Annotated in this window: 24 protein-coding genes; 11 read left to right on the forward strand and 13 right to left on the reverse strand. The window is 70.0% G+C overall.

Annotated elements, in window-relative coordinates:
* Positions 1-13 precede the first annotated feature (13 nt).
* The 3 genes from dnaJ to G9C85_RS12760 form a co-directional block, all read right to left on the reverse strand.
* Entirely contained in the window at positions 14-1,204 is a 1,191-nt protein-coding gene (gene dnaJ / locus G9C85_RS12750; protein ID WP_166040506.1) for a molecular chaperone DnaJ, read from the reverse strand.
* Between the two features lie 148 nt (positions 1,205-1,352).
* Complete coding sequence (gene dnaK, locus G9C85_RS12755; RefSeq protein ID WP_166040508.1) at positions 1,353-3,272, reverse strand: molecular chaperone DnaK; 1,920 nt, start codon at positions 3,270-3,272, stop codon at positions 1,353-1,355.
* A 123-nt stretch (positions 3,273-3,395) separates the two neighbouring features.
* Positions 3,396-4,511, reverse strand: coding sequence for a nucleotide exchange factor GrpE (locus tag G9C85_RS12760; RefSeq protein WP_166040510.1), 1,116 nt, complete (start codon positions 4,509-4,511; stop codon positions 3,396-3,398).
* 202 nt (positions 4,512-4,713) lie between these two features.
* Between G9C85_RS12760 and G9C85_RS12765 the strand changes: the two genes are divergently transcribed.
* A complete protein-coding gene (locus tag G9C85_RS12765; protein WP_166040512.1) occupies positions 4,714-6,063 on the forward strand; it encodes a DEAD/DEAH box helicase family protein in 1,350 nt (449 codons plus the stop codon).
* Positions 6,064-6,096: 33 nt separating this feature from the next.
* Here G9C85_RS12765 and G9C85_RS12770 read toward each other — a convergent pair whose 3' ends face one another.
* Complete coding sequence (locus tag G9C85_RS12770; protein WP_166040515.1) at positions 6,097-6,513, reverse strand: hypothetical protein; 417 nt, start codon at positions 6,511-6,513, stop codon at positions 6,097-6,099.
* A 154-nt stretch (positions 6,514-6,667) separates the two neighbouring features.
* Between G9C85_RS12770 and G9C85_RS12775 the strand changes: the two genes are divergently transcribed.
* Positions 6,668-8,191 carry a DUF790 family protein gene (locus tag G9C85_RS12775; RefSeq protein WP_166040517.1) on the forward strand — a complete coding sequence of 508 codons (1,524 nt, stop codon included), beginning with the start codon at positions 6,668-6,670 and terminating at the stop codon, positions 8,189-8,191.
* 194 nt (positions 8,192-8,385) lie between these two features.
* Here the strand turns inward: G9C85_RS12775 and G9C85_RS12780 are convergent, their stop codons facing one another.
* Both G9C85_RS12780 and G9C85_RS12785 read right to left on the reverse strand, forming a co-directional pair.
* Positions 8,386-9,030, reverse strand: a complete 645-nt coding sequence (locus tag G9C85_RS12780) for a hypothetical protein (RefSeq protein ID WP_166040519.1) — start codon at positions 9,028-9,030, stop codon at positions 8,386-8,388.
* Positions 9,027-9,956, reverse strand: coding sequence for an RsmB/NOP family class I SAM-dependent RNA methyltransferase (locus G9C85_RS12785; RefSeq protein ID WP_166040521.1), 930 nt, complete (start codon positions 9,954-9,956; stop codon positions 9,027-9,029). Before G9C85_RS12785 ends, G9C85_RS12780 begins: the two co-directional genes overlap by 4 nt.
* 214 nt (positions 9,957-10,170) lie before the next feature.
* Between G9C85_RS12785 and G9C85_RS12790 the strand changes: the two genes are divergently transcribed.
* From G9C85_RS12790 to G9C85_RS12805, 4 genes are all read left to right on the forward strand, one after another.
* Complete coding sequence (locus G9C85_RS12790) at positions 10,171-10,911, forward strand: proteasome assembly chaperone family protein (RefSeq protein ID WP_166040524.1); 741 nt, start codon at positions 10,171-10,173, stop codon at positions 10,909-10,911.
* A gap of 130 nt (positions 10,912-11,041) precedes the next feature.
* Positions 11,042-12,163 carry a pyridoxal phosphate-dependent aminotransferase gene (locus tag G9C85_RS12795; protein WP_166040526.1) on the forward strand — a complete coding sequence of 374 codons (1,122 nt, stop codon included), beginning with the start codon at positions 11,042-11,044 and terminating at the stop codon, positions 12,161-12,163.
* A gap of 31 nt (positions 12,164-12,194) precedes the next feature.
* Positions 12,195-12,857 (forward strand): hypothetical protein, encoded by a 663-nt coding sequence (locus tag G9C85_RS12800; RefSeq protein WP_166040528.1) that lies wholly within the window; start codon positions 12,195-12,197, stop codon positions 12,855-12,857.
* A gap of 58 nt (positions 12,858-12,915) precedes the next feature.
* Positions 12,916-13,356 carry a VOC family protein gene (locus tag G9C85_RS12805; protein WP_166040530.1) on the forward strand — a complete coding sequence of 147 codons (441 nt, stop codon included), beginning with the start codon at positions 12,916-12,918 and terminating at the stop codon, positions 13,354-13,356.
* A gap of 36 nt (positions 13,357-13,392) precedes the next feature.
* Here G9C85_RS12805 and G9C85_RS12810 read toward each other — a convergent pair whose 3' ends face one another.
* The gene (locus G9C85_RS12810) at positions 13,393-13,590 is read right to left on the reverse strand and encodes a DUF5800 family protein (protein ID WP_166040532.1); all 198 of its coding nucleotides are present in this window, start codon (positions 13,588-13,590) and stop codon (positions 13,393-13,395) included.
* A gap of 160 nt (positions 13,591-13,750) precedes the next feature.
* On the opposite strand from G9C85_RS12810, the gene G9C85_RS12815 reads away from it, so the two are divergent.
* On the forward strand, positions 13,751-14,605 hold the full coding sequence (locus G9C85_RS12815; protein WP_166040534.1) for a polymer-forming cytoskeletal protein: 855 nt from the start codon (positions 13,751-13,753) through the stop codon (positions 14,603-14,605).
* Between the two features lie 36 nt (positions 14,606-14,641).
* Here the strand turns inward: G9C85_RS12815 and G9C85_RS12820 are convergent, their stop codons facing one another.
* A complete protein-coding gene (locus tag G9C85_RS12820) occupies positions 14,642-15,232 on the reverse strand; it encodes a cupin (protein ID WP_166040536.1) in 591 nt (196 codons plus the stop codon).
* A gap of 132 nt (positions 15,233-15,364) precedes the next feature.
* Here G9C85_RS12820 and G9C85_RS12825 point away from each other — a divergent pair, with 132 nt between their 5' ends.
* The gene (locus G9C85_RS12825) at positions 15,365-16,546 is read left to right on the forward strand and encodes a redox-regulated ATPase YchF (protein ID WP_166040538.1); all 1,182 of its coding nucleotides are present in this window, start codon (positions 15,365-15,367) and stop codon (positions 16,544-16,546) included.
* 166 nt (positions 16,547-16,712) lie between these two features.
* On the opposite strand, the gene G9C85_RS12830 is transcribed toward G9C85_RS12825, so the two are convergent.
* The 5 genes from G9C85_RS12830 to G9C85_RS12850 form a co-directional block, all read right to left on the reverse strand.
* Positions 16,713-17,612: a polysaccharide deacetylase gene (locus G9C85_RS12830; RefSeq protein ID WP_166040540.1), complete on the reverse strand. Its 900-nt coding sequence runs from the start codon at positions 17,610-17,612 to the stop codon at positions 16,713-16,715.
* 262 nt (positions 17,613-17,874) lie between these two features.
* Positions 17,875-19,239, reverse strand: coding sequence for a tRNA pseudouridine(13) synthase TruD (gene truD / locus G9C85_RS12835; RefSeq protein WP_369680812.1), 1,365 nt, complete (start codon positions 19,237-19,239; stop codon positions 17,875-17,877).
* Positions 19,236-20,291, reverse strand: a complete 1,056-nt coding sequence (locus G9C85_RS12840; protein WP_166040542.1) for a carbohydrate kinase family protein — start codon at positions 20,289-20,291, stop codon at positions 19,236-19,238. Before G9C85_RS12840 ends, truD begins: the two co-directional genes overlap by 4 nt.
* On the reverse strand, positions 20,291-20,629 hold the full coding sequence (gene pth2, locus G9C85_RS12845) for a peptidyl-tRNA hydrolase Pth2 (protein ID WP_166040544.1): 339 nt from the start codon (positions 20,627-20,629) through the stop codon (positions 20,291-20,293). The genes G9C85_RS12840 and pth2 overlap by 1 nt, the downstream gene beginning before the upstream one ends.
* Positions 20,630-20,699: 70 nt before the next feature.
* A complete protein-coding gene (locus G9C85_RS12850) occupies positions 20,700-21,170 on the reverse strand; it encodes a hypothetical protein (RefSeq protein ID WP_166040546.1) in 471 nt (156 codons plus the stop codon).
* Positions 21,171-21,279: 109 nt separating this feature from the next.
* Between G9C85_RS12850 and dcd the strand changes: the two genes are divergently transcribed.
* From dcd to G9C85_RS12865, 3 genes are read left to right on the forward strand one after another with little or no spacing between them, the layout of a single operon-like run.
* Positions 21,280-21,966 (forward strand): dCTP deaminase, encoded by a 687-nt coding sequence (dcd, locus tag G9C85_RS12855; protein ID WP_166040548.1) that lies wholly within the window; start codon positions 21,280-21,282, stop codon positions 21,964-21,966.
* Positions 21,963-22,862 carry a thiamine-phosphate synthase family protein gene (locus G9C85_RS12860; RefSeq protein ID WP_166040550.1) on the forward strand — a complete coding sequence of 300 codons (900 nt, stop codon included), beginning with the start codon at positions 21,963-21,965 and terminating at the stop codon, positions 22,860-22,862. The genes dcd and G9C85_RS12860 overlap by 4 nt, the downstream gene beginning before the upstream one ends.
* Positions 22,859-23,623 carry a class I SAM-dependent methyltransferase gene (locus G9C85_RS12865; protein ID WP_166040552.1) on the forward strand — a complete coding sequence of 255 codons (765 nt, stop codon included), beginning with the start codon at positions 22,859-22,861 and terminating at the stop codon, positions 23,621-23,623. Before G9C85_RS12860 ends, G9C85_RS12865 begins: the two co-directional genes overlap by 4 nt.

Below are 23,623 nucleotides of genomic sequence, written 5' to 3' on the forward strand. Positions count from 1 at the left end.
CACTGCGCTGCGCTCAGAACGTGTTCTTTATCTTCTGCCAGAATCCCTCGGAGAGCTCTATCTCCTCGCCACCGGCCTCCGCGAACGCCTCCAGGGACTCCTTCTGTTCCTCGTTCAGCTCCGAGGGCTCCGGCGTCACGACCTGCACCTGGACGACGAGACTCCCGCGACCGCGCCGGTGCGTTCGCGGCATGCCCGCGCCGCGCTCGCGGAACTGCTCGCCGCTCTGCGTGCCAGCTGGAATCTCCACGTCGACGTCCTCGCCGAACACGTCCACGGTCACCTCGTCGCCGAAGGTCGCCTGCGGGAACGAGATCGGGAGCCGATAGTAGAGGTCGTCGCCGTCGCGCTCGAACTCGTCGTGCTCGCGGACGCGAACGTCGATGAGGAGATCGCCGTTGCGCGCCCCCGGTTCGCCGGGCGCACCCTCGCCCTCGCGGCGAATGGTCTGTCCGGTGTCGATGCCCTCCGGGATGTCCACGCGCATCGTCACGTCCTCGCGCACGATACCATCCCCGCGGCACTCGCTGCACGTCTCGTCGTAGAGCTCGCCGGCGCCGTCACAGCGCGGGCACTCGCCGGTCTGCTGCATCCGCCCGAACGGCGTCTGCTGGACGCGCGTCACGCGCCCCTCGCCCTGGCACTCCGGGCACGTCTCGGCACTCGCTTCGGGCGGATGCCCCTCGCCGTCGCAGACCGAACAGCGCGACGGCCGCGTGATCGAGACCTCCTTCATCACGCCCTCGAACGCCTCCTCCAGGTCGAGCTCGAGCTCCATCCGGAGGTCCCGACCCGGCCGCGGCCCGCGCTGACCGCCCTGACCGCCGCCACCGAAGAACTGCTCGAAGATGTCGTTGATCCCGCCGGCACCGCCAGCGCCACCGCCACCGCCGAACGGCCCACCAGCGCCACCGAACGGTCCACCAGCGCCACCGGCACCGCCGGCACCGCCACGCCCGTCGAACCCGCCGCGCTTCTCCGCCTGCTCGAAGCGCTCGTGGCCCATCCGATCGTACGCCTGCCGCTTCTCCTCGTCCGTCAACACCTCCTTGGCCTTCTTCACTCGCTTGAACTTCTCCTCCGCATCCTCCGCGTCGGACACGTCCGGATGATACTCCGCGGCCTTCTTCCGATAGGCCTGCTTGATCTCGTCCTCGGACGCATCCCGACCCACGCCGAGCGCGTCGTAGAAGTCCTCCGTCATTCTCGTTGTAGTCCGTTACTCCGTTGAGCCACTTCAAAAGAGCGGGTTCCACTCGCCACCACGCACGCAGCGCTCACCCACTACAGACGCCACGCAACCCACATCCGCGAAGAAAGAACCGCAACGGACCGGCCGACCGACTCGTCGCTTACGCTTCCTCGTCCTCTTCGACGTCCTCGAAGTCGGCGTCGACGTACTCCTCCTCGTCGTCGCCGTCGGCGGCCGCGGCACCGTCGCCGCCCATGCCACCCATGCCGCCTTCGCCGCCCATACCGGCGCCGCCCATGCCGCCCTCGGGGCCACCCTGCGGGCCACCCTGGGCCGCGCCGTCGTACATCTGCTTACCGATCTCCTGGAGTTCCTCCGAGAGCGCCTTCGACGCGTCCTCGATCTCTTCCTTGTCGGCCTCGTCGTCCTCGAGCGTCGCCTCGAGCTCGTCCATCTGCGCCTCGATGTCCCCGACGAGCGCGTCGTCGACCTCGTCGGCGTTCTCGTCCAGGAGCTTCTCCGCGCGCTGGAGCGTCGCCTCCGCGTTGTTCCGCGCCTCGATGCGTTCACGCCGGAGCTTGTCCTCCTCGGCGTGCTCCTTGGCCTCCTCCTGCATCTGGTCGATCTCCGCGTCCGAGAGCCCAGCACCGCCCTCGATCGTGATGTCCTCCTTGTTCCCGCTGCCCTTGTCCTCGGCCGTGACGTTCACGATACCGTTCTCGTCGATGCTGAACGCCACCTCGATCTGGGGCGTGCCAGCGGGCGCCGGCGGGATGCCGGTGAGGTGGAACTCGCCGAGCATCTCGTTCTCCTCGGCGATCTCGCGCTCGCCCTGGAACACGCGCACCTGGACCGTCGTCTGGTTGTCCGCCGCCGTCGTGAAGATCTTCGACTCCTCGGTCGGAATCGTCGTGTTCTTCTCGATGAGACGCTCGAACAGCCCGCCCTTCACCTCGATACCGAGGCTGAGCGGCGTCACGTCCAGCAGGACGATGTCGTCGACTTCGCCGCCGAGCACGCCACCTTGGATCGCCGCGCCGAGCGCGACCGCCTCGTCCGGGTTGACGTTCCCCTTCGGTTCGATGTCCAGCATCGCCTCGACCTGCTCCTTGACCTGGGGCATCCGCGTCGACCCGCCCACGAGGATGACGTCGTCGATGTCGCCCTTGTCGTAGCCCGCGTCGTCGAGCGCTTGCTCGGTCGGGCCCTGCGTGCGCTCGATGAGGTCCGCCGACAGCGACTCGAACTTCGCTCGCGTCAGGCTCTCCTCGAGGTGGATCGGGCCGTCGTCCGTCGCCGTGATGAACGGCAGGTTGATCTCCGTCTCCTTCCGGCTCGAGAGCTCGATCTTCGCCTCCTCGGCGGCGTCCTTCAGGCGCTGGAGCGCCTGCCGGTCGTCGCGCAGGTCGATGCCGTGCTCGCTCTCGAACTCCTCGGCGAGCCAGTCGATGATCGCGTGGTCCCAGTCGTCCCCACCGAGGTCGTTGTCCCCGTTCGTCGCGACGACCTCGTACACGCCGCCGCCGAGGTCGAGAATGGAGACGTCGAACGTCCCCCCACCGAGGTCGTACACGAGCACGGTCTGGTCAGAATCGTCGTCCAGCCCGTACGCCATCGCGGCGGCCGTCGGCTCGTTGATGATGCGCTCCACGTCGAAGCCCGCGATCTCGCCGGCGTCCTTCGTCGCCTGCCGCTGGCGGTCGCTGAAGTACGCGGGCACCGTGATGACGGCCTTCTCGACGTCGTCGCCGAGGTAGTCCTCGGCGTCGCGCTTGATCTTCTGGAGCGTCATCGCCGAGATCTGCTCGGGCGAGTACTCCTCGTCGTCGATCTCGACCGCGTAGTCCTCCTCGCCCATGTGACGCTTGATGGAGGCGATCGTTCGCTCGGGATTCTGGATCGCCTGGTTCTTCGCGGGCTTCCCGACGAGGCGCTCACCGTCGTCGGTGAACGCGACGACGCTCGGCGTCGTTCGGTCGCCCTCGTTGTTGACGATGATCTCCGGGTCCCCACCTTCCATCACCGCGAACGCGCTGTTCGTGGTACCGAGGTCGATACCGAGAATCTTGTTGCTCGCCATGTTGTCTTGCCATAGCAACCTGCGCCGTTTAAAACTTGCTTTACACGGCCTCTCGGCGAATTAAAATGTCTCAACCGCCCCAGGGCCCCGTCCTGAACTAATTTTCGAGTGCGCGAGAGAAGACTACTCGTCGTCGAGGGCTGCACTAATGTCCTCGTCGCTCGCCTGACCGACGTCCTCCCCCGACGCCGTCCCGTCGTCGACTTCACCGCCGAGCGCCACCGCCTCGTCGCCCGACTCCTCGCCGTCCGCCTCGCCCTCCACGCCCGAACCGTCCGTTTCCGCGTCGCTCCCCTCACTCGAACCGTCGGTCTCCGCGTCGCTCCCCTCACTCGAACCGTCCGTTTCCGCTGCTGACTCGTCCGCGTCCGCGCTCGCGTCCTCGTCGCGCGTGGAGTGGTTCGCGCCGTTGCTCACCGTCACCTGCGCCGCCTGGACGACGCGGTCCGCCATCTCGTACCCGGGGTTGAACACCTCGGCGACGGTGCCCTCAGGGTGTTCGCTGTCGACGCGCACCATCACCTCGTGGCGCTGCGGGTCGACGTCCTCGCCGGCCTCGGGCGCGATCTCCTCGACGTTCTCCTCGGCGAGCACGCGATCGAACTCCTTGAGCGTCATCTCGACGCCGTCGCGGATGCTCTCCCCGTCGTCGACGTCCTGGTCGAGCGCGCGCTTGAGGTCGTCGCGGACGCCGACGATGCGCTCCACGAGGTCCTCGGTCGCGCGCTCCTTCATCTCCTCTTGCTTGCGCTTCTGGCGCTCCTTGTAGTTCTTGAAGTCCGCTTGCTTCCGTCGGAGCTTCGACTGGAGGTCCTCGCGCTCCTCTCGGAGCGACTCGACGTCGTCCTCGAGTTCGTCGACGCGAGCCTCAAGTTCGGGGACGCGCTCGGCCTGCGTCTTCAGTTCGAACGCGCGTTCGACGAGCGCACGGACCTCGCCCGCGGCGTCGTCGTCGTACTCGGCGACGCGGTCGACGATGTCCTCGCTGACGGGCGTCGCCGCCCGGGTCGCGTCCTCGCCGCCGGTGCCCCCGACCGGTTCGTCGACGTCGGCCGCGTCCGCTGCAGGCTCGGGGTCTGCCGTCACGAAGCCGTCGTCGGGGTTCGCGTCGTTGTCGGCCACGTCATCGGCGTCTTCGGCGCCCTGTTCGCCCCCCGACTCGGCACCGTCGGGGGGTGCCGAGTCGTCGGCCTCCTCGGCGTCGACCGCGGAGTCCACTGAACCGTCGTCTTCGGTCATGGTGGAAACAAAACCCCCCTTCGGATAAAAGGATTCAGGTACGTGCCGCGGCGGCCGCGACCGCCGGTTCGCGCCGCGGTTCCGCGGGTGGTCCGTCGAGGAGAACGAGCCGCAGTCGACCGACTCGCTATCGACCGATTCGCAATCGATCGATTCGCTATCGAGCGACTCGCTTATCTGGCGCGCGGTCGGACGTGGAGGCGTGACCGTCACGCTCCGGTACGAGAACGGCTCGGTGCGCGTCGACGGCGACGTCTCGGACGCAGTCCGCTCGACGCTCCCTGGCGTGGAGTCGGACCCGCGGAGCGGCGGCCTCCGCGCCCCGGCGTTCCGATACGCGGCGATCCGCGATGCGCTCTCGGCCGCGGACGTCGCCGTCGACGACCGCGGCCTCGACCTCGACGACGTCCCGAACCTGGAGACGTCGTACGAGCTACGGTCCTACCAGGAGGACGCCGTCGACGCCTGGGAGGACGCCGGGCGGCGCGGGAACCTGGAACTCCCCACCGGGAGCGGGAAGACCGTGATCGCGCTCGCTGCGATGGCGGCGCTGTCGACGCCGACGCTCGTCGTCGTCCCCACCATCGACCTGCTCGAACAGTGGCGCACCGAACTGGAGGCGGAGTTCGACGTCCCCATCGGCCAGTTCGGGGGCGGCGAGCAGCGTATCGAGCCGATCACGGTGTCGACGTACGACTCGGCGTACCTCAAAGCCGAGGACGTCGGCGACCGGTTCGGGTTCGTGGTGTTCGACGAGGTCCACCACCTCGGCGGCGAGGGCTACCGCGACGCCGCGCGCCTACTCGCCGCGCCCGCTCGGATGGGGCTCACGGCGACGTTCGAGCGCCCGGACGACGCCCACGAGGTCGTCGCCGAACTCGTCGGGCCGCTCGTCCACCGCCTGAGCGTCGACGACCTCGCCGGCGAGCACCTCGCGCCGTACGACGTCAAGCGCGTCGAGGTCGAACTCACGCCCGAGGAACGCGAACGCTACGAGGCGAACCAGGAGACGTTCACGGACTACCTCGCCACCTCGGGCATCCAGATGCGCAGCGGGAGCGACTACCAGGAACTCGTCAAACGATCTGGGACCGACCCCGAGGCACGCGAAGCCCTCCTCGCGAAGGAGCGCGCGCGCCGCATCATGCTCGGGAGCGAGGCGAAGGTCGCGGCGCTCGGGGACGTCCTCGACCGGCACCGCGACGACCGCGTCATCGTGTTCACGGCACACAACGACTTCGCGTACGAGGTCGCCGAACGCTTCCTCGTCCCCGTCGTCACGCACCAGACGAGCGCGAGCGAGCGTCGGGAGATACTCGACCGGTTCCGCGAGGGCCGGTACTCGCGGATCGTGTCCTCGAACGTCCTCGACGAGGGCGTCGACGTCCCGGAGGCGAACGTGGGCGTCGTCTGCTCGGGGAGCGGGAGCGAGCGCGAGTTCACGCAACGCCTCGGCCGCATCCTCCGGCCGCGCGACGGGAAGACCGCGCGCCTCTACGAGATCGTGAGCGCGGACACCGCCGAGGAGCGCGTCGCGAGCCGGCGACGGTGACTCCGGGCAATGCCGCTATCGGCCCGTCGCGGGTCAGGGTTCGCGCCAGTCGAACGAGAGGTTCCCGACCTCGGGGAACGTCATCTCGAAGGACACGTCCTCGCCGGGGTCGAGGGAGACGTCTCGTTCCTCGGTTTGCGTCTCGCCGTCGCGGTTCCAGGTGACGACGAGCACCGCCGACCGGGGTTCGTCGATCGCGTTCGTGACGGTGACGGTGACCGCGAACGCGTCGGTGTCGGCGTTCGTCGCGTACGTGAAGCTCGCCTGGAGGCCGCGGCCGGGCGCGGTCGTCGTGGCCGTCGGTTCGAGCGTGGACTCGTCCCTGGTCGGCGTCTCCGGGGCCGTCGCCGGCGGGCCCCACTTCGGTCCGGACTTCCCCGGCCCGGTGGTGCAGCCGGCGAGGCCGACGGCTGCGACCGACAGCGCGCTGAGGAGGCGACGGCGTCGCATACTCGCCAGTAACCCGGACGCGGCTTGAAACCTTTGTGCTATCCGGTCGGTCGGCGGTCGGCTCTCCCTTCCGGTGTCGTCGGGCGCGTGGCGCGGGACGCGATACTCGCGGCGAGGCGTCACGCCCTTGGCGTCGCGGCGCGGAGTCGGTGGTGTGCTGACGAAGGACCTCCTGCGCGTGTCCCGTCGCGGCGGCTACCGGCCGGTGTTCGCGGGCCGCGAGGACCGGCCGCTGGCGGCGCGCGTGCTCGGGACGTTCCAGGGGCACGTCGACGAGCGTCGGGCGACGCTCGACGCGGCGCTCCGCGACCTGGAGGGCGAGGCGGGCGAGTTCAAGCTCGTGCGGGGGTTCGCGAAGCTCTGCGAGCGCGAGGCGGTCTTCGAGACGCGTGCGCCGGTCGAGCCCGAGCGCGCCCGTCGGGCGGCGTTCGTCGCCGCCGAGGAGACCGGTGGCGTGGTGACTCGCGACGAGCGCGAGGCAGCGATGGCGCGCGCCGCGGACGCGCTCGCCGCGACGCCGGGGGACGTGGACGCGTCGCTGTTCGCGGACCTCGACGAGCACCAGGTCCTCGCCGCGTTCGACGCGCCCTGGGGCCCCGAGGACCTGCTCGCGCAGTACAACCTCTCGCTCGCCCAGACCGCGCTGTTCGACGCGACCGAGGTCCGCGTGCGGTCTTCGGACCCGAAGGCGCTCGTCTCCGCGGTCAAGCGCCTCCGGCTCATGTACGAGATCCGGCGGACGGACGACGGCCGGGAGGTCGTCGTCACCGGTCCGGACGCGCTGTTCTCGCGGTCGCGACGGTACGGGACGCGGTTCGCGCGCCTCCTGCGGACGGTCGCGAAAGCCCGCGAGTGGCAGCTGGCGGCGACCGTCGACGACCACGGCACGGAACGCGAACTCGTGCTCTCGGACGCCGACCCGGTGCGCGTCCCGGACGCGGCGCCCGTCGCCGAGGTCGAGTACGACTCCGGCGTCGAGGCGGACTTCGCCGCGCGGTTCTCCGGCCTCGACATGGACTGGGTGCTCTCGCGCGAACCGGAGCCGCTCGCGACGGGGCACCGCGTGATGATCCCGGACTTCGCGTTCGACTACGCGCCCGGCGGCGACCCCGACGCGGGCCCGGACTTCCGGGTGTTCTTCGAGGTGATGGGGTTCTGGACGCCCGAGTACGTCGAGAAGAAGCTCGGCCAGCTCGCGGACGTGGAGGACGTCGACATGCTGGTAGCGGTCGACGAGTCCCTCGGCGTCGGCGAAGCGGTTGCGGCGACGGACGCGCGCGTCGTGACGTACTCGGGGTCGGTGCGCGTGAAGGACGTCGTGGACGTCCTCCGCGAGTACGAATCGGACCTGGTCGCCGACGCCGCCGCTGGACTTCCCGACGCGCTGGCGCCCGTGGACGACGTCGTCACGCTCGCCACGGTGGCGGACCGCGAGGGCGTGAGCGAGGACGCGCTCGCGGACGTCGCCTTCCCCGAGCACGACCTCGTCGGGCGGACGCTCGTCCGTCCCGCGGTCCTGGACGCACTCGGCGACGCGCTCGCCGACGGCATGGAGTACGCCGAGGCGGAGTCCGTCCTCGACGAGCACGGCGTCGACGACGCGAGCGCGGTGCTGTCCGCGCTCGACTACCGCGTCGAGTGGGCGGGTCTCGGTACCGGGACGATTCGAGAGAAGTGACCGGTGGCGTCGCTGCGTGGGTTCTGTGGGCGTACTGACGATGCCGATCGCACGGTGAGCGTCGCTCGTGGTCGAGCGAACCTCGTCGGGGCGCGTTGGCATCGTGCGGTCGCAGAGCGCGCCCCGGTCGCGGTCAGCGCACGCCGCTGCTGGCCGCGTCATCCGCCAAAAATCTCGTGGGCGCTCCCGGGAGTTCAGACGTCCCGCTGGCGGCCCTTCGGGACCATCGACTTCAGTTCGTCGTAGACGTAGAGGCCGACGCCGAGCGGTTCCTCGCGGCCGGCGACGTCGTGGACGGGGATCACGTACCCCCAGTCGCCGTCCCAGTCGAGGTCTTGGTCCTCGCCGTCGACGAACGCCCTCGCCTCGGCGTCGTCGAGCGCGATGGTGTTCCGGGTCGCGAGCCGACCGAACCGCTGGGCGGCGTCCGTCGTCGGCTTCCAGTGCTCCTGACGCGTCCGCAGGAACGTCATCCCGATCGCTTCGACGCGCTCGGTGTGATCGGGGAGGTCGCCGCGGAAGATCCAGACCTTCCCCGCGCCCTTCTCCCAGAACGTGTGCTCGGCGAACGTCGCGGGCTCGATCCCGAACCGCTCGTCCCACCACTCGAGGACTTCCTCGCGCGTCGCCCGCCCCTCGACCTCGCGGTTGGCCGCCGTCTCGGGAAGTCTATCGAAGCGGTCGCCGACGTTCGATTGCGTCGCGTCGTCTTCCTTGCTCGCGTCGTCCGGCTCACCCTCGTCGGTCGTCTCGCGCTCGTCAGTCGGTTCGTCGACAGCGGGTGCGTCGTCAGTCGGTTCGTCGCCAGCGGGTGCGTCGTCAGTCGGTTCGTCGCTCATTCGGCGGTCACCTCCAGTTTCGCGGTGAAGAACCCGCCGGTGTCGTTGTGGTGCGGGTAGACGCGCTTGGCGTTCGCCACCTGGGGGTCGAACGACTCGCCTTCGAACTCGGTGAGGCCGTCGACGTGCTCGAGCGGGAGGTCGTAGTCGACGACCGCGACCGGCTCCTCTGCGAGCACGTGATCGAGCACGGCCTCGTTCTCCTCGGGCGCGAACGTGCACGTCGAGTAGACGACCGTCCCGCCCGGCTCGGTCACCTGGACGGCCCGCCGGAGAATGCCACGCTGGACGCTCGCGACTTGCTCGACGTGCCCGAGGTTCCAGTTGTCGAGCGCGTCCGGGTTCTTCCGGATCGTGCCCTCGCACGAACACGGAGCGTCGACGAGTACGCGGTCGAACAGCGCCGCGTCGTCGTCGGCGTCGTCCTGGAACGGCTTCAGCGAGTAGTTCCGGGCGTCGCGGTTCGTCACGACGGTGTTCGTCACCCCGAGGCGCTCCGTGTTGAACCGGAGCGCGGAGAGTCGACCGAGGTTGTTGTCGTTCGCGACCACCGTGCCCTCGTCGTTCATCATCGCCGCGAGCTGCGTGGTCTTGCTCCCCGGGGCGGCGCACGCGTCGAACACGCGCTCGCCCGGCTGGGGGTCGAGGACGGTCGCCGGGATCGCCGACACCTCCTCCTGGCCGTGCGTCCACCCGTGATAACCCGGCCACGTCGACCCCGGCTTGTCCGTGTCCGGCACCAGCACGTGCGGATGCCAGTCGACGCGCTCCACGTCGACGCCCTCCGCCTCGAACGCCGCCACCGCCTCCTCGGGCGTCGCCCGCAGCGTGTTCACGCGCACCGCCATGGGCAGGCCGCGCTCGCATGCCGCGAGGAACGCGTCGAAGTCGTCGACGACGTCCCGGTACCGCTCGAATGGCTCCATGCCCCCGCTTGTCCGGGCTGTCGCTTGTCGGTTTCGGGTCGTACTCGGGAAGCACCGCTGTCGGTTCCGGGTCGCGATCGGGACGCACCGCTGTCGGTTCCGGGTCGCGACCGGGACGCACCGCTGTCGGTTCTGGGTCGCTGCCGGCGGGGACGAGCGAGTCCCACGCCCCGTCGCCCCCGGTTTTATCGGCGTCCCCGGCGTGGTCTCGCGCATGGCACACGTCAAGGAACACGTGGACGTCGAGTTCGAGAACCCCCTGCTCGTGGAGGGCTTGCCGGGCGTCGGCCTGGTGGGGAAGATCGCGGCCGACCACCTCGTCGACGAGTTCGACATGGACCTGTACGCGACCGTGCACTGCGAGTCGCTCGCGCCCGTCGCCGTCTACCACGACGGCGAGCGCGACGTCCAGCCGCCGGTCCGCATCTACGCCGCGCCGGACGCCGACCTCCTGGTCCTCCAGAGCGACGTGCCGGTGAACGCGGAGGCGGTCCGCGAGTTCGCGGACTGCTTCACGGCGTGGCTCTCGGGCCGGGACGTGACGGCCGTCTACTTGAGTGGGATGGCCGCGAAGAAGGGCGATTCGCCGCCGGCGATGCACGGCGTCGGGACGGGCGAGGGCGGTGCGCGACTCGAGGAACTCGGCGTCGACCTGCCGTCGGAGAGCGGCGTCATCTCGGGGCCGACGGGCGCGCTCGTGAACCGCGCCGCCGAGGAGGGACTCGACAGCGTCGCGCTCGTCGTCGAGAGCGACCCGCAGTTCCCGGACCCGGAGGCGTCGCGCGTCCTCATCGAGCACGGGATCTCGCCGCTCGTCGACGTCGAGGTCAGCGTCGAGGACCTCGTCGAGCACGCCGAGGACATCCGCGAGAAGAAGGAGCAACTCGCCGCGAAGATGCAGCAGGCCAAGGACGAGGAGACCTCGCAGGCCCAGCCGCTCCGCATGTACCAGTAGGTGGGGAGTCCGGGCGAGCCGCCGACGGCGAACCTCGCGGACGAACCGTCGACCAGGGGTTCGAGACACCCTCTCGTTCGGTACTCGTTCTCACGGTAGGATTACGGTCGCGGCGCTCGCCGTCTGTTGTATGACGGAGTTCGCAGAGCGAGCGACGAAGGTCTCCATCAGTGGCATTCGCGAAGTGTTCGAGGCGGCCGGCGAGGACGCCATCAACCTCGGACTCGGCCAGCCGGACTTCCCGACGCCATCGCACGCGCGCCAGGCGGCGGTCGACGCGATCCAGTCCGGGGACGCCGACGCGTACACGTCGAACAAGGGCACGCTCGCGCTCCGCGAAGCGATCGCGGGCCGCTACAGCGAGGACCAGAACCTCGACGTCGACCCGGAGGACGTCATCGCGACCGCTGGCGGGTCGGAGGCGCTGCACATCGCGATGCAGGCGCACGTCGACCCGGGCGACGAAGTGATCTACCCCGACCCGGGGTTCGTCGCGTACGAGAACCTCACGCACGTCGCGGGCGGCGAGCCAGTGCCGGTCCCGCTACGGGACGACCTGACGATGGACCCCGCGGCCGTCGAGGAGGCGATCACGGAGGACACGGCGGCGTTCGTCGTGAACTCGCCCGCGAACCCGACGGGCGCGGTCCAGTCCAGGGAGGACGTCCAAGAGTTCGCGCGTATCGCGGACGAGCACGACGTGCTCTGCATCAGCGACGAGGTGTACGAGCACATCGTCTTCGAGGGCGAGCACCACACGCCGCTCGCGTTCGCGGAGAGCGACAACGTCGCGGTCGTGAGCGCGTGCTCGAAGACGTACTCGATGACGGGCTGGCGCCTGGGGTGGGTGACGTCGTCGACGCCGCGTATCGAACGCATGCTGCGCGTCCACCAGTACATCCAGGCCTGTGCCAGCGCGCCGGCGCAGTACGCCGCAGAGGCGGCGCTTTCGGGCCCGCAGGACGTCGTCGACGACATGGTCGGGCAGTTCGAGGAGCGCCGCGACGTCGTCCTCGACGGCCTCGAGGACATGGGCCTGGACGTTCCGACGCCGTCGGGCGCGTTCTACGTGATGCCGGAGGTCCCAGAGGGCTGGGTGGACGCCGTCCTCGAACGGGACGTCGTCGTCGTCCCCGGCGAGGCGTTCGGCGCCCACGGCGAGGGCTACGCTCGCATCTCGTACGCGACGGACGTGGAGACGCTGAAGGAGGCGCTCGCGGTGATGCGCGAGGCGACCGAAGCGGTCCGCTAACGGTCCTCCAGCACTGAACACGACCACGCGCATGGAGAAGACGCCGAAGGGAACGGGCGTCGGCGTGGACGACCCCTACGCGCACGTCGACGTCTGCGATCACCTGACGAGCGACGGCACCTGCCGGTACGCGTTCGAGCACCCCCAGCACGATCCCTCGTTCGCTCGCGAACGGCGCCGCGACGACCTCGCGTGTCCGGTCGTCGCGGACGTCGGCCCGGACTGGGACTGGCGGGACTGCCCGCACTTTCGGTCGACGACGAGCGGTCGCGAGTGCGCGCGCTGCGGGCTCGAGGAACGCCGAATGGCTCACGACGACGAGCGCCCGCTCGTCGAGGAACACCACCTCTCGTACGCCGACGACGCCGCACGGCGGGCCGCCGACGCAACCGAACTCGAGACGCCCACCGATGACGACTCCGACGATTCGAACACCGACGACGGCGGGCCGAGCCACGAGATCACGGTCGCGCTCTGCCGGTGGTGTCACTCGAAGGTCCACGACTCGTGGGCGCGGATCACGGACGACGCGAACCCGAGCGCGGCGGCGCTCGCGGTCGCCGAGGACCGCCGGAGTCGCGAACTCGACGAAGCCGGATTCGCGGCGGCGAGCGAACGCTACGACCCCACCACGGGCGACGACGGCGACGACGGCGACGACGAAGAACGCGATGGCGGTCGGGGTGAGGCGTGAGGGCGAGCGCGGTCGCCGCGGTCCGGCCCGCTAAGTCGCTCGCGAGCGTACCACGGGCATGACCGATCACCCCACCCTCGTCGGGCACGTTCACCTGAAGGTCCGCGACGCCGACCGCGCCGTCGAGTTCTACACGGACGTCCTCGGGCTGGAGGTGACGGAACGCCACGGCTCGTTCGCGTTCCTCTCCTTCGGCGACCGACACCACGACGTCGCGCTCCAGGGCGTCGGCGCGGACGCACCCGGCCCCGGTCCCGGCGTCGGCCTCTACCACACCGCGTTCGAGGTCGACGCGGGCGCGACGCTCGCTGCAGTCTACGAGCGCGTCCGAGAGCGCGACGTCGCCGTCTCGCCCGTCGACCACGGCATCAGCAAGGCCATCTACTTCGACGACCCCGACGGGAACGGCGTCGAGGTGTACCTCGACACGCGCGCCGACCGCGACCAGTACGAGTGGGCGGGCGTCAACGACCGGTTCGATCCGAGCGCCATCGCGTGAACCGACTCGACCGCCCTCGCGTGACTCGCCGCCGCGTCACCGCACGATGTCGCGGACGAGCCGCGGTTCGCCGGTGAGGTCCGGTTGCTCGGCGACCAGCTTCATGACCTCGTGGTCGGTGACGTCGTAGTAGTCCTTGTCCGTCGCCTCCTCGATGAGCTCGCGCTCCATCCGGAACTCCGTGCCCTCGTACACCACGTCGACCCCGTCCTCGTCGAAAGAGAGCGTCGTCATACGCGCATAGTCGCCGCCGACGCAGTTATGTCTCCCGTTTATGTCGTCGCGTAGCTCCCCTGAGCTCCCGGACGCTACGCGACCCCGGCGCGGACGCTCGTCTGACCCGCGTCTGACGCTCGCGCGAGGTTTAAGACCCCCGAGAACAGTACGTTCGGGCGTGTCACTGCACACGGACCCGCTCGACGAACTCAAGATCCCCAGCGGGACGACCGTCGAGGAGCACGACCTCGTCGCGGACGGCGACGTCGTCGTCGGCGGTCGGTCCACGATCGAGTTCGGGGTCCGTGGGCACAACGTCCTCTGCGGCGAGGGCGTGAAGATCGGTGGGAACGTCGAGGCGGAGGGCGACCTGCGCCTGGACATGTGGTCGGACGTCTCCGGGAACGTCCTCGTCGGCCGGGACGCGTACGTCGGCGAGCGCGTCCACATCGGCGGCCAGCTCCGGGTCGCGGGCGACCTGGACGTCGGCGACGACGTCGACATCGAGGAGGGGTTCGAGGCGAACGGCTGGATCGTCATCCGGAACCCGATGCCGACCGTCGTCTTCCTGTTCGTGTACCTCAAGCAACTCATGCTGATGGGCGAGGACGAGGCAGCGGAGCAGTTCGCGGACGAGGCGTTCGAGACCGAAGCGATCGAGGAGGACCCGCTCGTGATCCCGCGGTCGGCAACGGTGAACGACGACGCGTGGCGGGTGTCGACGCCCGCGACGATCGGCGACGACTGCCGCATCCACGGGAACGTCCGCGCGGAGTCGATCGAGATCGGCGAGGACAACAACGTCTTCGGGAGCCTGCGCGCGAAGGAGGACATCGTCGTCGGCGAGGGTACGCGCATCCACGGTGACGTCACCACGCGCAACGGGAAGGTGAAGATCGCGCCGGGCGCGAAGGTGCTGGGCGACATCGGCTGCAAGGACCTCGAACTCTCGAAGAACGCGGAGGTCGACGGTCGGATGCGCGCCCGCGGTGAGGTCCAGATGCTCGGCCTCAGCGGCCGCAGCATCGAGTAGTCCCTGCGGGCGTTTCTCCTCTCGTACTGCTGGTGGTCAGTCGACCAGCGGCGCGGTCTCGTGTTCGTGCCCGCAGTCGCCGCAGCGACTGACGGGGTGGCCGTCGTCGTCGAGGCCCATTCCGAGGTCGTGGCTCCCGCAGGCCTCGCAGGGTGCGGGTTCGAACGACCGCTCGCAGTCCGGGCAGTCGAGCGTGAACGCGTCGCCGCCGGTGCCGAGACCGAGTGCGGGGGCGTCGCAGTCCGGGCACGCGGCGGGGATGCGGACGTCCGCGGTTTGCCTCGGGGCGCCGAGCGCGAGCGCGACGAGGTCGCGGTCGGCGCGCTCGGGGTTCCGTCCGGTCTGGAACTCGCCGGGCGCGAACCGCACGGCTTCACTTGCAGCGACGGTGACCTCTTTACCCGCAGGGGCGGCGCCATCCCACGATTCCGCGGGCGGCAGGTGCTCGAATACGGCCTCGCCGGACAGGACGACGAATGCCTCCTCCTGGTCGTTGTGCGCGTGGAGACCGCTCGGGAAGCCCTCGCCGGGTGCGAGCCGATAGCGGACGACGGCAACGTCCGTCGTCCCGAGGTCGACGCCGAGGTCCGACCGATCGTCGGTGGGGTCGACGGTCGCTCGCTCCATGGTCGAACGCGCTCGCGCCGCGCCGAAAACCGTTCCGGCAGCGCACGATGCGAACCGAGAAGCCGGGTGCGAGCACGTCGACCCATGGTCGGGACCGAAAGCGTATTTCACCGCCCCCGGTTATCGTGTGGTATGCTCTCTATCGCGCTCGCCGGGAAGCCCAATGCGGGCAAGTCTACGTTCTACAAGGCGGCGACGATGGCGGACGTCGACGTGGGGAACTACCCGTTCACGACGATCGACCCGAACCGGGGCGTGACGCACGCTCGGACGGACTGTCCGTGCCTGGACCGCGACGAGCGGTGCGGGAACGAGAACTGCCACGACGGCAAGCGGTACGTGCCCGTCGAGTTGCTCGACGTCGCGGGCCTCGTTCCCGGCGCGCACGAGGGGCGCGGCCTCGGGAACCAGTTCCTCGACGAGCTGACGAACGCGGACGTCATCGTGAACGTCGTCGACGCCTCCGGCGGCACGAACGCCGAAGGGGAGCCCGTCGACGTCGGGACGCACGACCCGATCGAGGACGTGGACTTCGTTGAGGAGGAGATGGACCTCTGGCTCGCGGGCATCGTCGACCGGAACTGGGAGTCAGTCGAGCGGAAGTCGCGGTCGCCGGACTTCGACGTCGACGACGCGCTCGCGGACATGCTCACCGGGTTCGGCGCCGGGCCCGCGGACGTCCAGTTCGTCCTGCGCGAGATCGACTACCCCGACGACCCCAAGCAGTGGACTGACGAGGACCGGGAGACGCTCGCGCGCCACGTTCGCGAACGCACGAAGCCGATCGTCGTCGTCGCGAACAAGATGGACGTCGCACCCGAGGAGAACGTCCAGCGGCTCCTCGAACTGGATAAGCCCGTGATTCCGGCAACCGCGGAGGGCGAACTCGCGCTGCGGAAGGGCGCGGAGGCCGGCGTCGTCGACTACGACCCCGGCGACGCGGACTTCGAGATACTCGGCGACGTGACCGACGCACAGGAGGAGCGCCTCCAGGCGCTCCGCGAGGCGATGACCGAGTACGGCGGGACTGGCGTCCAGGGCGCCATCGACTACGCGGTCTACGACCTGCTCGACCGCATCACGCTGTTCCCCGTGCAGGACCAGAGCAAGTGGACGGACGCGAAGGGGAACGTCCTCCCCGACGCGTTCCTCCTCCCGCGGGACGCGACGCCGGTCGATCTCGCGTACGCCGTCCACTCGGACATCGGCGACGGCTACCTGCACGCCGTCGACGCCCGCACCGGCCGCGACGTCGGCGAGGACCGCGAACTCGAGGAGGGCGACGTCGTGAAGATCGTCTCCACCGCGTCCTGAGGAGGATCGGGGACGGAACTCGGACCGCGTTCGAGGGGGATGCACTCCTGGGAATTCCCTACGAAACCCTCGACCGCTCGCATCTACTCTGCCCGCTCACAGCGCCTCTCGCGTTGCTGCTGGCGCTGTTGGCGTGCGACGACCGGGAGTTGTTCGTGGCGTTCCGCTAGACGTACTCGGTTTCGCTCTCGTAGACCGAGGGGTCGTCCTTGTACTTCCGCGCGATGGTTTCGAGGGTGTTGAACTCCGCGCCGTCCTTGCTCTTGACGTACTCGATGAACTCCTCGAAGAGGGGAATCATGTGCGGGAGGCCGTGGAGGTCCGGGTGGATAGTGAACGTGTAGACGCCCGCACCGCGGCGTTCGTAGAGGAAGTCGAACTGGCGTTCGTAGTACTGCTCGTACATCATCTCGGGGTCCTTGTAACCGGCGTGGTAGTTCGGTTGCTTGATGAACAGCATCGGCGGGATGTCGTCGCGGTACCAGCTGATGGGGATTTCCACGATATCCGTCTCCTCACCCTCTCGATACGGTTCCATCCACGTCTCGGCGGCCTCCTCGTACTGGATTTTCTCCCACTCGTCCCCCTTCCGCATCCAGTGGGGTTCGAACTCGCTCTCCATCAGGCTGCTGTCGTAGAGGAATCCGTACTCCTCGACCAAGTCGGGCGTGTTGTCGCTGAACTCCCACCAGCTAGCCCGATGGCCGACCGGCTCGGAGCCGGTGACGTCCTCCACGAGGTCGATGGACGCTTCCATGATGGTCGCTTCCTGCTCGCGAGAGAGGTCGGTCGGGTTCTCGTGGGAGTAGCCGTGGACGCCGATTTCGTGGCCGGCGGCGGCGACGGCCTCGATTTCGTCGCGGAACGTCTCGATGGTGTGCCCGGGGACGTACCACGAACTCGTGACGTCCTGGTCTTCGAGCAGCTGGAGGAGGCGCGGTATGCCCTCCTTGCCTGCCGACAGTCCCCGGGAGAGGTCCGCGGGCGAGTCCTCGCCGCCATACGACCCGAGCCATCCCGCGACGCAGTCCGCGTCGATGCCGATAGCCACGTCGATGTCGCCCATTGATAACACCTACCGGAACGAGTGACTCCCTCGCGGAAGATTCTGCTGCTGGCAGCTGCAGACACGTCTTCCCCGACCCGGAATCCGTGCGTTATCGCTGTTAGCGGCTGTGAGAACAGTTCTATGACGCCCTCGAGTGCTGTATAGAACCAGTTCAGTTCCAGTTCTGCCTGTCGGGTATTTCGTCCGGGAAGCGTCCGAACGAACGGTCGATGGGTTGGAGAAACCGCGGGTGACGAGGGTGCGTTCGTCGAGTGAACGGTCAGGTCAACTGGAGGGGGTCGACCTTGCAGTACTCGCGGAGGACCGTCGTCGCATAGCAACCGGAGGGCAGCGCGAACGAGAATTCGAGCGCGTCGCCGTCGTCGTCGGGTTCGACGTCGATGGGCGTCGTGACGCGGATGGCGCGTCGCGTGCCCGTGCTATCGAACTCGCCGGGGAGGTCGAAGTCGCCGGGTGCGAGGTCGAGGTCGTCGAGGACGGCGCGCTCGATCTCGCCGGGTTCGCCGTCGGCGAGGTCGGTGCCGGTGCCGACGAGCGGCGCGGTGACGAACGCGCGGCCGCGCTCGCAGTGGCGGGCGACGGTGTCGACGCGCCGGTCGTCGACGCGCTGCGTCCGGTCCGGGTCGGGTACGGGGAGGTCGTCGGGCGCGTCCGCGTCGGCGAAGCAGACGACGTCGCCCGCGACCGGCCGATGGAACGGGATGCCTCGGCGGATGCGTTCGGAGAGAACGCGGTTGAAGACGTACGACTGCGCGGCGTGCACGAACAGCGCCTGGAGGTTCTCCGGGAGCGCCTCGAGCGCGCGCCGGTAGTCCGCGGGCTCGCTCGCGTCGTTCTCGACCAGCTTGTGGAGGATCGTGCGCTCGAACCGGAGCCGGCGGGGGTACGCGTCGAGCGCGGCCTGCCAGTCGCCGGTCGCCGCGACCTCGCGAGCCTCCCGGGTCCCCTCGCGTTCGGCCTCGTTCGGGTTCGCGACGTACGCCAGCACCGCGTCCTTCCAGTCGCCGCGGGCGATGGCGAGGCCGACCTCGTGGGTGACCGGGCGCTGGCTCCCGAAGCGCTGCTGGCCGAAGAAGTTCGGGACCGCGACCTTGCTCTCCCCGTCGTGATTCCCTGCATCAGCGAGCCCGCCCCACTCGCGGAGGGCGTCGGTGACGGCGCTCGCGTTCTCGGGGCGGGAGACGTCGCGCACGCGAATCTGGAACTCGTTGCCGGCGAGGTCGCCGAAGTAGATGTCGCGGCCGGCGCGACCGACGACCTCGACGTCGGCCCCGTCGACGTCGGGGAGGTCCTCGGGGTCGATCCCCTGCACGGAGAACAGCTGGGTGGTGACGGCGTGCTTGTCCTTCGTGCCCGCCCAGGAGACGCGTTCGCGACTGATGCCGATGGCGTCGCTGAGGCGGCGCGCGTAGTCGTTCGTGTCCCACCCCGAGAGCGTGACGCGCAGCACGAGGTGGGGGTAGTCGCCGGTCGGCGCGTCGACGGGCTGGGTGTCGAAGGCTTCGCGTTCGACGACGCGGAAGTCCACGTCGCTCGCGCGGAGCCGGCCGCCGACGCCGTCGACGTCGCTCGCGTACACCTCCATCCCGACCGCTCGTTCGCGGGGGTGGGCGTCGCGGGTCACGGCGCGCCTCCGTCGCTCGCGACGAGAGCGTCGACGCTGGCGCGGTCCGGGAGCGCCGGCATCGCGCCACGGGTCGTCGTCGCGAGTGCGCCCGCGGCGGTCGCGACGTCGAGGACCGCGTACGGGTCGGTCGCGCCACCGGCGAGTTCGGCGACGACCGCCGCGAGGAACGCGTCCCCGGCGCCGGTCGGATCGACCGTCTCGACGTCGTACCCGCAGTGGGTCGCGCCGCCCCGACCGAACGGCGAGCGGTGCGTGCTCGCGGCGGCCGCGCCGTCGCTCCCGAGCGTGAGGAACGTCGTGTGCGGGCCGCGCTCGCAGACCTCGCGGGCGAGCGCCGGTGCGGCGTCCGGGCTGGCGGGCCGGGCGTCCTCGCCGGGCGTGAACGCGTCCACGTCGAACCCGGCGGCTGCGAGGTCCGCGGGCGTCGCCTTCACGACGTCGGCAATCTGGAGGACGCGCTCGACCGTGCGCTCGAATTCGCCGGCCGCCCAGGCCGTCGGGCGTGCGTTCGGGTCGAACACGACCGTGCAGTCCGCGTCCGCGGCGGCGTCGACGAGGTCGAGGATCCCCGACTGCGCCGGATCGGACGCCAGTGCGATGCCGCCGACGACGACCAGCGAGACGTCGTCGAGCGCGGCGACGGGGTACTTGGCAGGACCGTCGCTCTCGCCGCGGCTCTCGGTTCCGTGCTCGCCGAGGTGGCGGTCGGCGCGGCGGTAGAACGAGAACGCGAGGTCGTCGGCCGCGGTCTCGCGCGTCGCGAACGCGACCGTCGTCTCGCGGTCGGGGTCGACCTCCACGAACTCGCCGGGGACGCCGGCGGCGTCGAGCGCGCGCCGGCAGCGATCTCCGAGCCCGTCGTCGCCGACGCGCGTCCAGAGCGCGGCTGGCTCTTCGAGCGCGGCGAGCCCGGCGGCGACGTTCGCGGGTGCACCGCCGACGCGCGCGTCGAACGCCTCGGCCGTCGCGAGCGACGCGTCCGCCGCCACCAGGTCGACGAGCGTCTCGCCCGCGACCAGGACGCGCGGCGTCGATTCCGTCGCCGACATCAGTACAGGGAGAGGTCGCCGGTCGCCTGGTCGACGACGTCGTCCCGGCCGGGGCCGACGGCGCACGTCGTCGGCGTCCCAGGCTCCAGTTGCGTGTGGCCGGCGTCCCTGATGATCGCGTGCGGGAGTCCCTCGCGCTCCGCGCGACTCGCGACCTCGAACAGCTCGCTCTCGCCGCTGACCTTCACGACGATCTTCTTCTGTCCCTCTCCCTTCCACGCCTTGCGCGTCTTCGCGTCCGCGTCCTCGTACGCGGACAGCGACGCGTGCGCGACCTGCGCCGCCAGCTTCCCCCGACCCATGTCGAGGTCCGTGCGTGCGGCGATGACCTGCTTCATGCTCGCCGGGACGCCCCCCGCGGACAAAAGGCTCCCCTTCGACGGCTCGGCCGCACGGGGACCGGTCCCCCTACTGTTCGCGGTCGCCGTACGGTTCGTCCGCCCACAGGGACGCGGAGACGTCGTCGCTGCGCTCGAGTTCGTCGTCGAGGGCTTCGCGGACGGTCCGACCGAGGTCCTGTAGCTCGGACTCGACGAGCGAGACGTCCGACGAGTCCAGGTCGGCGGTCGCCGCTCGGTCTCGCCAGTCCTCGGGGACGCGGGGGGCGTCGTCGCGGAGTTGTTCGTCCTCCGGATGCCAGTAGAAGTCGAAGGCCTGGAACAGGCCGAGCGCCGACACGGCCTCGAAGTGGTCGACTGTCAGGTCGGTCCGGTCCAGCCACTCCTCGAACCCGATCGTCCACGCGCTGTCGTGCAGGAGCGTCTCGAGGTCCTCGCGATGGAAGTCCGACGTGGCCGCTGCGTCGGTCATCTCGAAGTCGCGGGGTTTCCCGCGGTTCGACAGGTCGGGCGGGTCGGGTATCTCGACGTCGAGTGCCATACTAGGGGTTTCGGTGGCCTCGCGGATAAAATGGCGCCGCGAGTCTCGGCGACTGGTGCGCGCTGGTACGACCGGGTGGTTTTAGGCGCGCGCTGCCGTCGGTCCGTACATGATACTCTCGGACGCGGACATCCTCGACCGGCTGGAAACTGGGGACCTCGTCGTCGAACCGCTCGACGACCCGGACCTCCAGGTGCAGCCGGCGAGCGTCGACCTCCGCCTGGGCGCGGAGTTCCTCGAGTTCCAGCACGCGAACATCCCCTGCATCCACCCGAACGCCGAGGACGAGGTCGACGACTACGTCGAGGAGACCGTCGTCGGCCCCGACGAGGAGTTCATCCTCCACCCCGGCGACTTCGTGCTGGGGACGACCTACGAGCGCGTGGAGGTCCCGGACGACCTCATCGCGCACGTCCAGGGGCGCTCGAGCCTCGGGCGGCTCGCGGTCGTCGTGCACGCGACCGCGGGCGTCGTCGACCCCGGCTATCGCGGCCAGATCACGCTCGAGCTCTCGAACCTCGGGACGGCGCCGGTCGCGCTCACGCCCGGGATGCGCATCAGCCAGCTCATCTTCACCGAACTGCGGACGCCCGCCGCCCGTCCGTACGGGAGCGAACGCGGCTCGAAGTACCAGGACCAGGCGGGCCCGCAGGCCTCGCGCATCGGGAACGACGACGAGTTCGGCGGCGACCAACTGACTGACAGCGACGAGCGGGTCGGCGGCGACCAGCTCGCCGGCGGATCCGCGGGGGACGCCACCGACCGCTCCGGCACCGATGGGGGTGGCGGGCGGTGAAGTTCATCGAGGAGGTCGTCGTCGACGAGTTCCTCCCCACGTATCGGTCGATGCTCGCCGCGGACCTCCGCGAGCGCGGGTTCACGCAGAGCGAGGTCGCGGACGCGCTCGGCATCTCGCAGTCCGCGGTGTCGAAGTACGCGCACGGCGACGTCGCGCGTCACGACGCCATCCTCGCGGACGATCGCGTCCGAGAGCTCGTCGAGACGGTCGGCGAGGGGCTCGCGAGCGGCGACATGCGTCCCGTGCAGGCGCTCGTCGAGGCGGAAGTGCTCATCCGCCAGCTCGAACGCGGCGACCTGCTCGCGACCATCCACCGCGACGCGGTGCCGGCACTCGCGGAGTACGGCGCGGACTTCGCGATCCACGACCCTGAGAGCGACCTGCGGACCGCAGAGCGCGTGCTCTCCTCGCTCCGCCGTGGCCTGCGCGTGCTTGAGAACGCGAGCGGGTTCGCGCGCCTCATCCCGAACGTCGGCACGAACCTCGTCGCGTGCACGCCGGACGCGACCACGATCGACGACGTCGCGGGCGTCCCCGGCCGGATCGTGGACGTGAAGGGGCGGGCGACGGTGCCCGCGGAGCCCGAGTTCGGCGTGAGCGAGTACGTCGCGAGCGTCCTGCTGGCGGCGCGCGCGGCGGGCGCGGACGTCGCGGCGGCGATCAACGTCCGGTACGACGAGGACGTGGTCGCGGCGCTCGCGGCGCAGGGCCGGGAGACGGTGGAGTTCTCGGGCGAGGACGACATCGAGACGGCGGTCGCCGAGGCGCTGTCGTCGTCGCCGACGGCGACCGTGCTCTACCAGACGGGCGGGTTCGGGATGGAACCGATCGTGTACGTGCTCGCGGAGGACCCCGTGAGTGCGGCGGAGGCGGTCCGGGACGTCGTCAGATGACGGCGAACGCCACCGCCGAAGACGCGGTGGAGCGTGCGTCGTCCGTGCAGTCGTTCTACGGTCGGTGGGCGACGCTGTACGACGGGCTCGCTCGGTTCACGCCCGGCATCGGTCGGCTCCGGCGGGAGGCGGTGGCGGCGCTGGAACTCGACCCCGGCGACGTCGTCGTCGACCTGGGCTGTGGGACGGGCGCGAACCTCCCGTTCCTCCGGGACGCGGTCGGGCCGACCGGCACCGTCGTCGGCGTGGACCTCACGGCGGGGATGCTCTCGCGAGCGCGCCGGCTCGTCGACGCCCGGGGCTGGCGGAACGTCCACGTCGTCCAGGGCGACGCGACCCGCCCGCCGGTGGGCGGACCGGTCGACGGCGTCCTGGCGTCGTTCGTCGTCGGGATGCTCGACGACCCAGCCGCGGCCGTCGCCGACTGGTGCGACCTCGTCCACGCCGAGTCGACGGGCGCCTCGGACCCGATGGCGTCGGAGTCGTTCGGGAACGTCGTCCTCGTCGACGCCGCGCTCTCCGACCGCGCAGTCGCGAGACCGCTGAACGCGGCGTTCCGCGCGCTCACGGTACTCTCGACGCCGCCGACCCTGCAGTTCCGGTACGACCCGTCGCCCCACGACGTGCTCCGCGAGCGCGTCCGGACCGCCCGCGACGCGCTCCGCGAGCGGTCGAGTGCGACCGCGCACCGCGAGCACCTGCTCGGCGTCGTCCGCGTCACCGGCGGCCGCATCCAGCGTGCCGTCGTTGCCCCCGAATGA

It is taken from the genome of Halorubellus sp. JP-L1, from assembly GCF_011440375.1.
Lineage (GTDB): Archaea > Halobacteriota > Halobacteria > Halobacteriales > Natrialbaceae > Halorubellus.

Bases quoted from the DNA above. Each gene is read 5' to 3' on its own strand.
- G9C85_RS12790 (WP_166040524.1), top strand. From the start codon at position 10,171: ATGGCACACGTCAAGGAACACGTGGACGTCGAGTTCGAGAACCCCCTG.
- G9C85_RS12780 (WP_166040519.1), bottom strand. From the start codon at position 9,030: ATGAGCGACGAACCGACTGACGACGCACCCGCTGGCGACGAACCGACT.
- pth2 (WP_166040544.1), bottom strand. From the start codon at position 20,629: ATGAAGCAGGTCATCGCCGCACGCACGGACCTCGACATGGGTCGGGGG.
- G9C85_RS12810 (WP_166040532.1), bottom strand. From the start codon at position 13,590: ATGACGACGCTCTCTTTCGACGAGGACGGGGTCGACGTGGTGTACGAG.
- G9C85_RS12820 (WP_166040536.1), bottom strand. From the start codon at position 15,232: ATGGAGCGAGCGACCGTCGACCCCACCGACGATCGGTCGGACCTCGGC.
- G9C85_RS12805 (WP_166040530.1), top strand. From the start codon at position 12,916: ATGACCGATCACCCCACCCTCGTCGGGCACGTTCACCTGAAGGTCCGC.
- G9C85_RS12800 (WP_166040528.1), top strand. From the start codon at position 12,195: ATGGAGAAGACGCCGAAGGGAACGGGCGTCGGCGTGGACGACCCCTAC.
- dnaJ (WP_166040506.1), bottom strand. From the start codon at position 1,204: ATGACGGAGGACTTCTACGACGCGCTCGGCGTGGGTCGGGATGCGTCC.
- G9C85_RS12830 (WP_166040540.1), bottom strand. From the start codon at position 17,612: ATGGGCGACATCGACGTGGCTATCGGCATCGACGCGGACTGCGTCGCG.
- G9C85_RS12865 (WP_166040552.1), top strand. From the start codon at position 22,859: ATGACGGCGAACGCCACCGCCGAAGACGCGGTGGAGCGTGCGTCGTCC.
- G9C85_RS12795 (WP_166040526.1), top strand. From the start codon at position 11,042: ATGACGGAGTTCGCAGAGCGAGCGACGAAGGTCTCCATCAGTGGCATT.
- G9C85_RS12840 (WP_166040542.1), bottom strand. From the start codon at position 20,291: ATGTCGGCGACGGAATCGACGCCGCGCGTCCTGGTCGCGGGCGAGACG.
- dcd (WP_166040548.1), top strand. From the start codon at position 21,280: ATGATACTCTCGGACGCGGACATCCTCGACCGGCTGGAAACTGGGGAC.
- G9C85_RS12825 (WP_166040538.1), top strand. From the start codon at position 15,365: ATGCTCTCTATCGCGCTCGCCGGGAAGCCCAATGCGGGCAAGTCTACG.
- G9C85_RS12770 (WP_166040515.1), bottom strand. From the start codon at position 6,513: ATGCGACGCCGTCGCCTCCTCAGCGCGCTGTCGGTCGCAGCCGTCGGC.
- G9C85_RS12760 (WP_166040510.1), bottom strand. From the start codon at position 4,511: ATGACCGAAGACGACGGTTCAGTGGACTCCGCGGTCGACGCCGAGGAG.
- G9C85_RS12785 (WP_166040521.1), bottom strand. From the start codon at position 9,956: ATGGAGCCATTCGAGCGGTACCGGGACGTCGTCGACGACTTCGACGCG.
- G9C85_RS12850 (WP_166040546.1), bottom strand. From the start codon at position 21,170: ATGGCACTCGACGTCGAGATACCCGACCCGCCCGACCTGTCGAACCGC.
- dnaK (WP_166040508.1), bottom strand. From the start codon at position 3,272: ATGGCGAGCAACAAGATTCTCGGTATCGACCTCGGTACCACGAACAGC.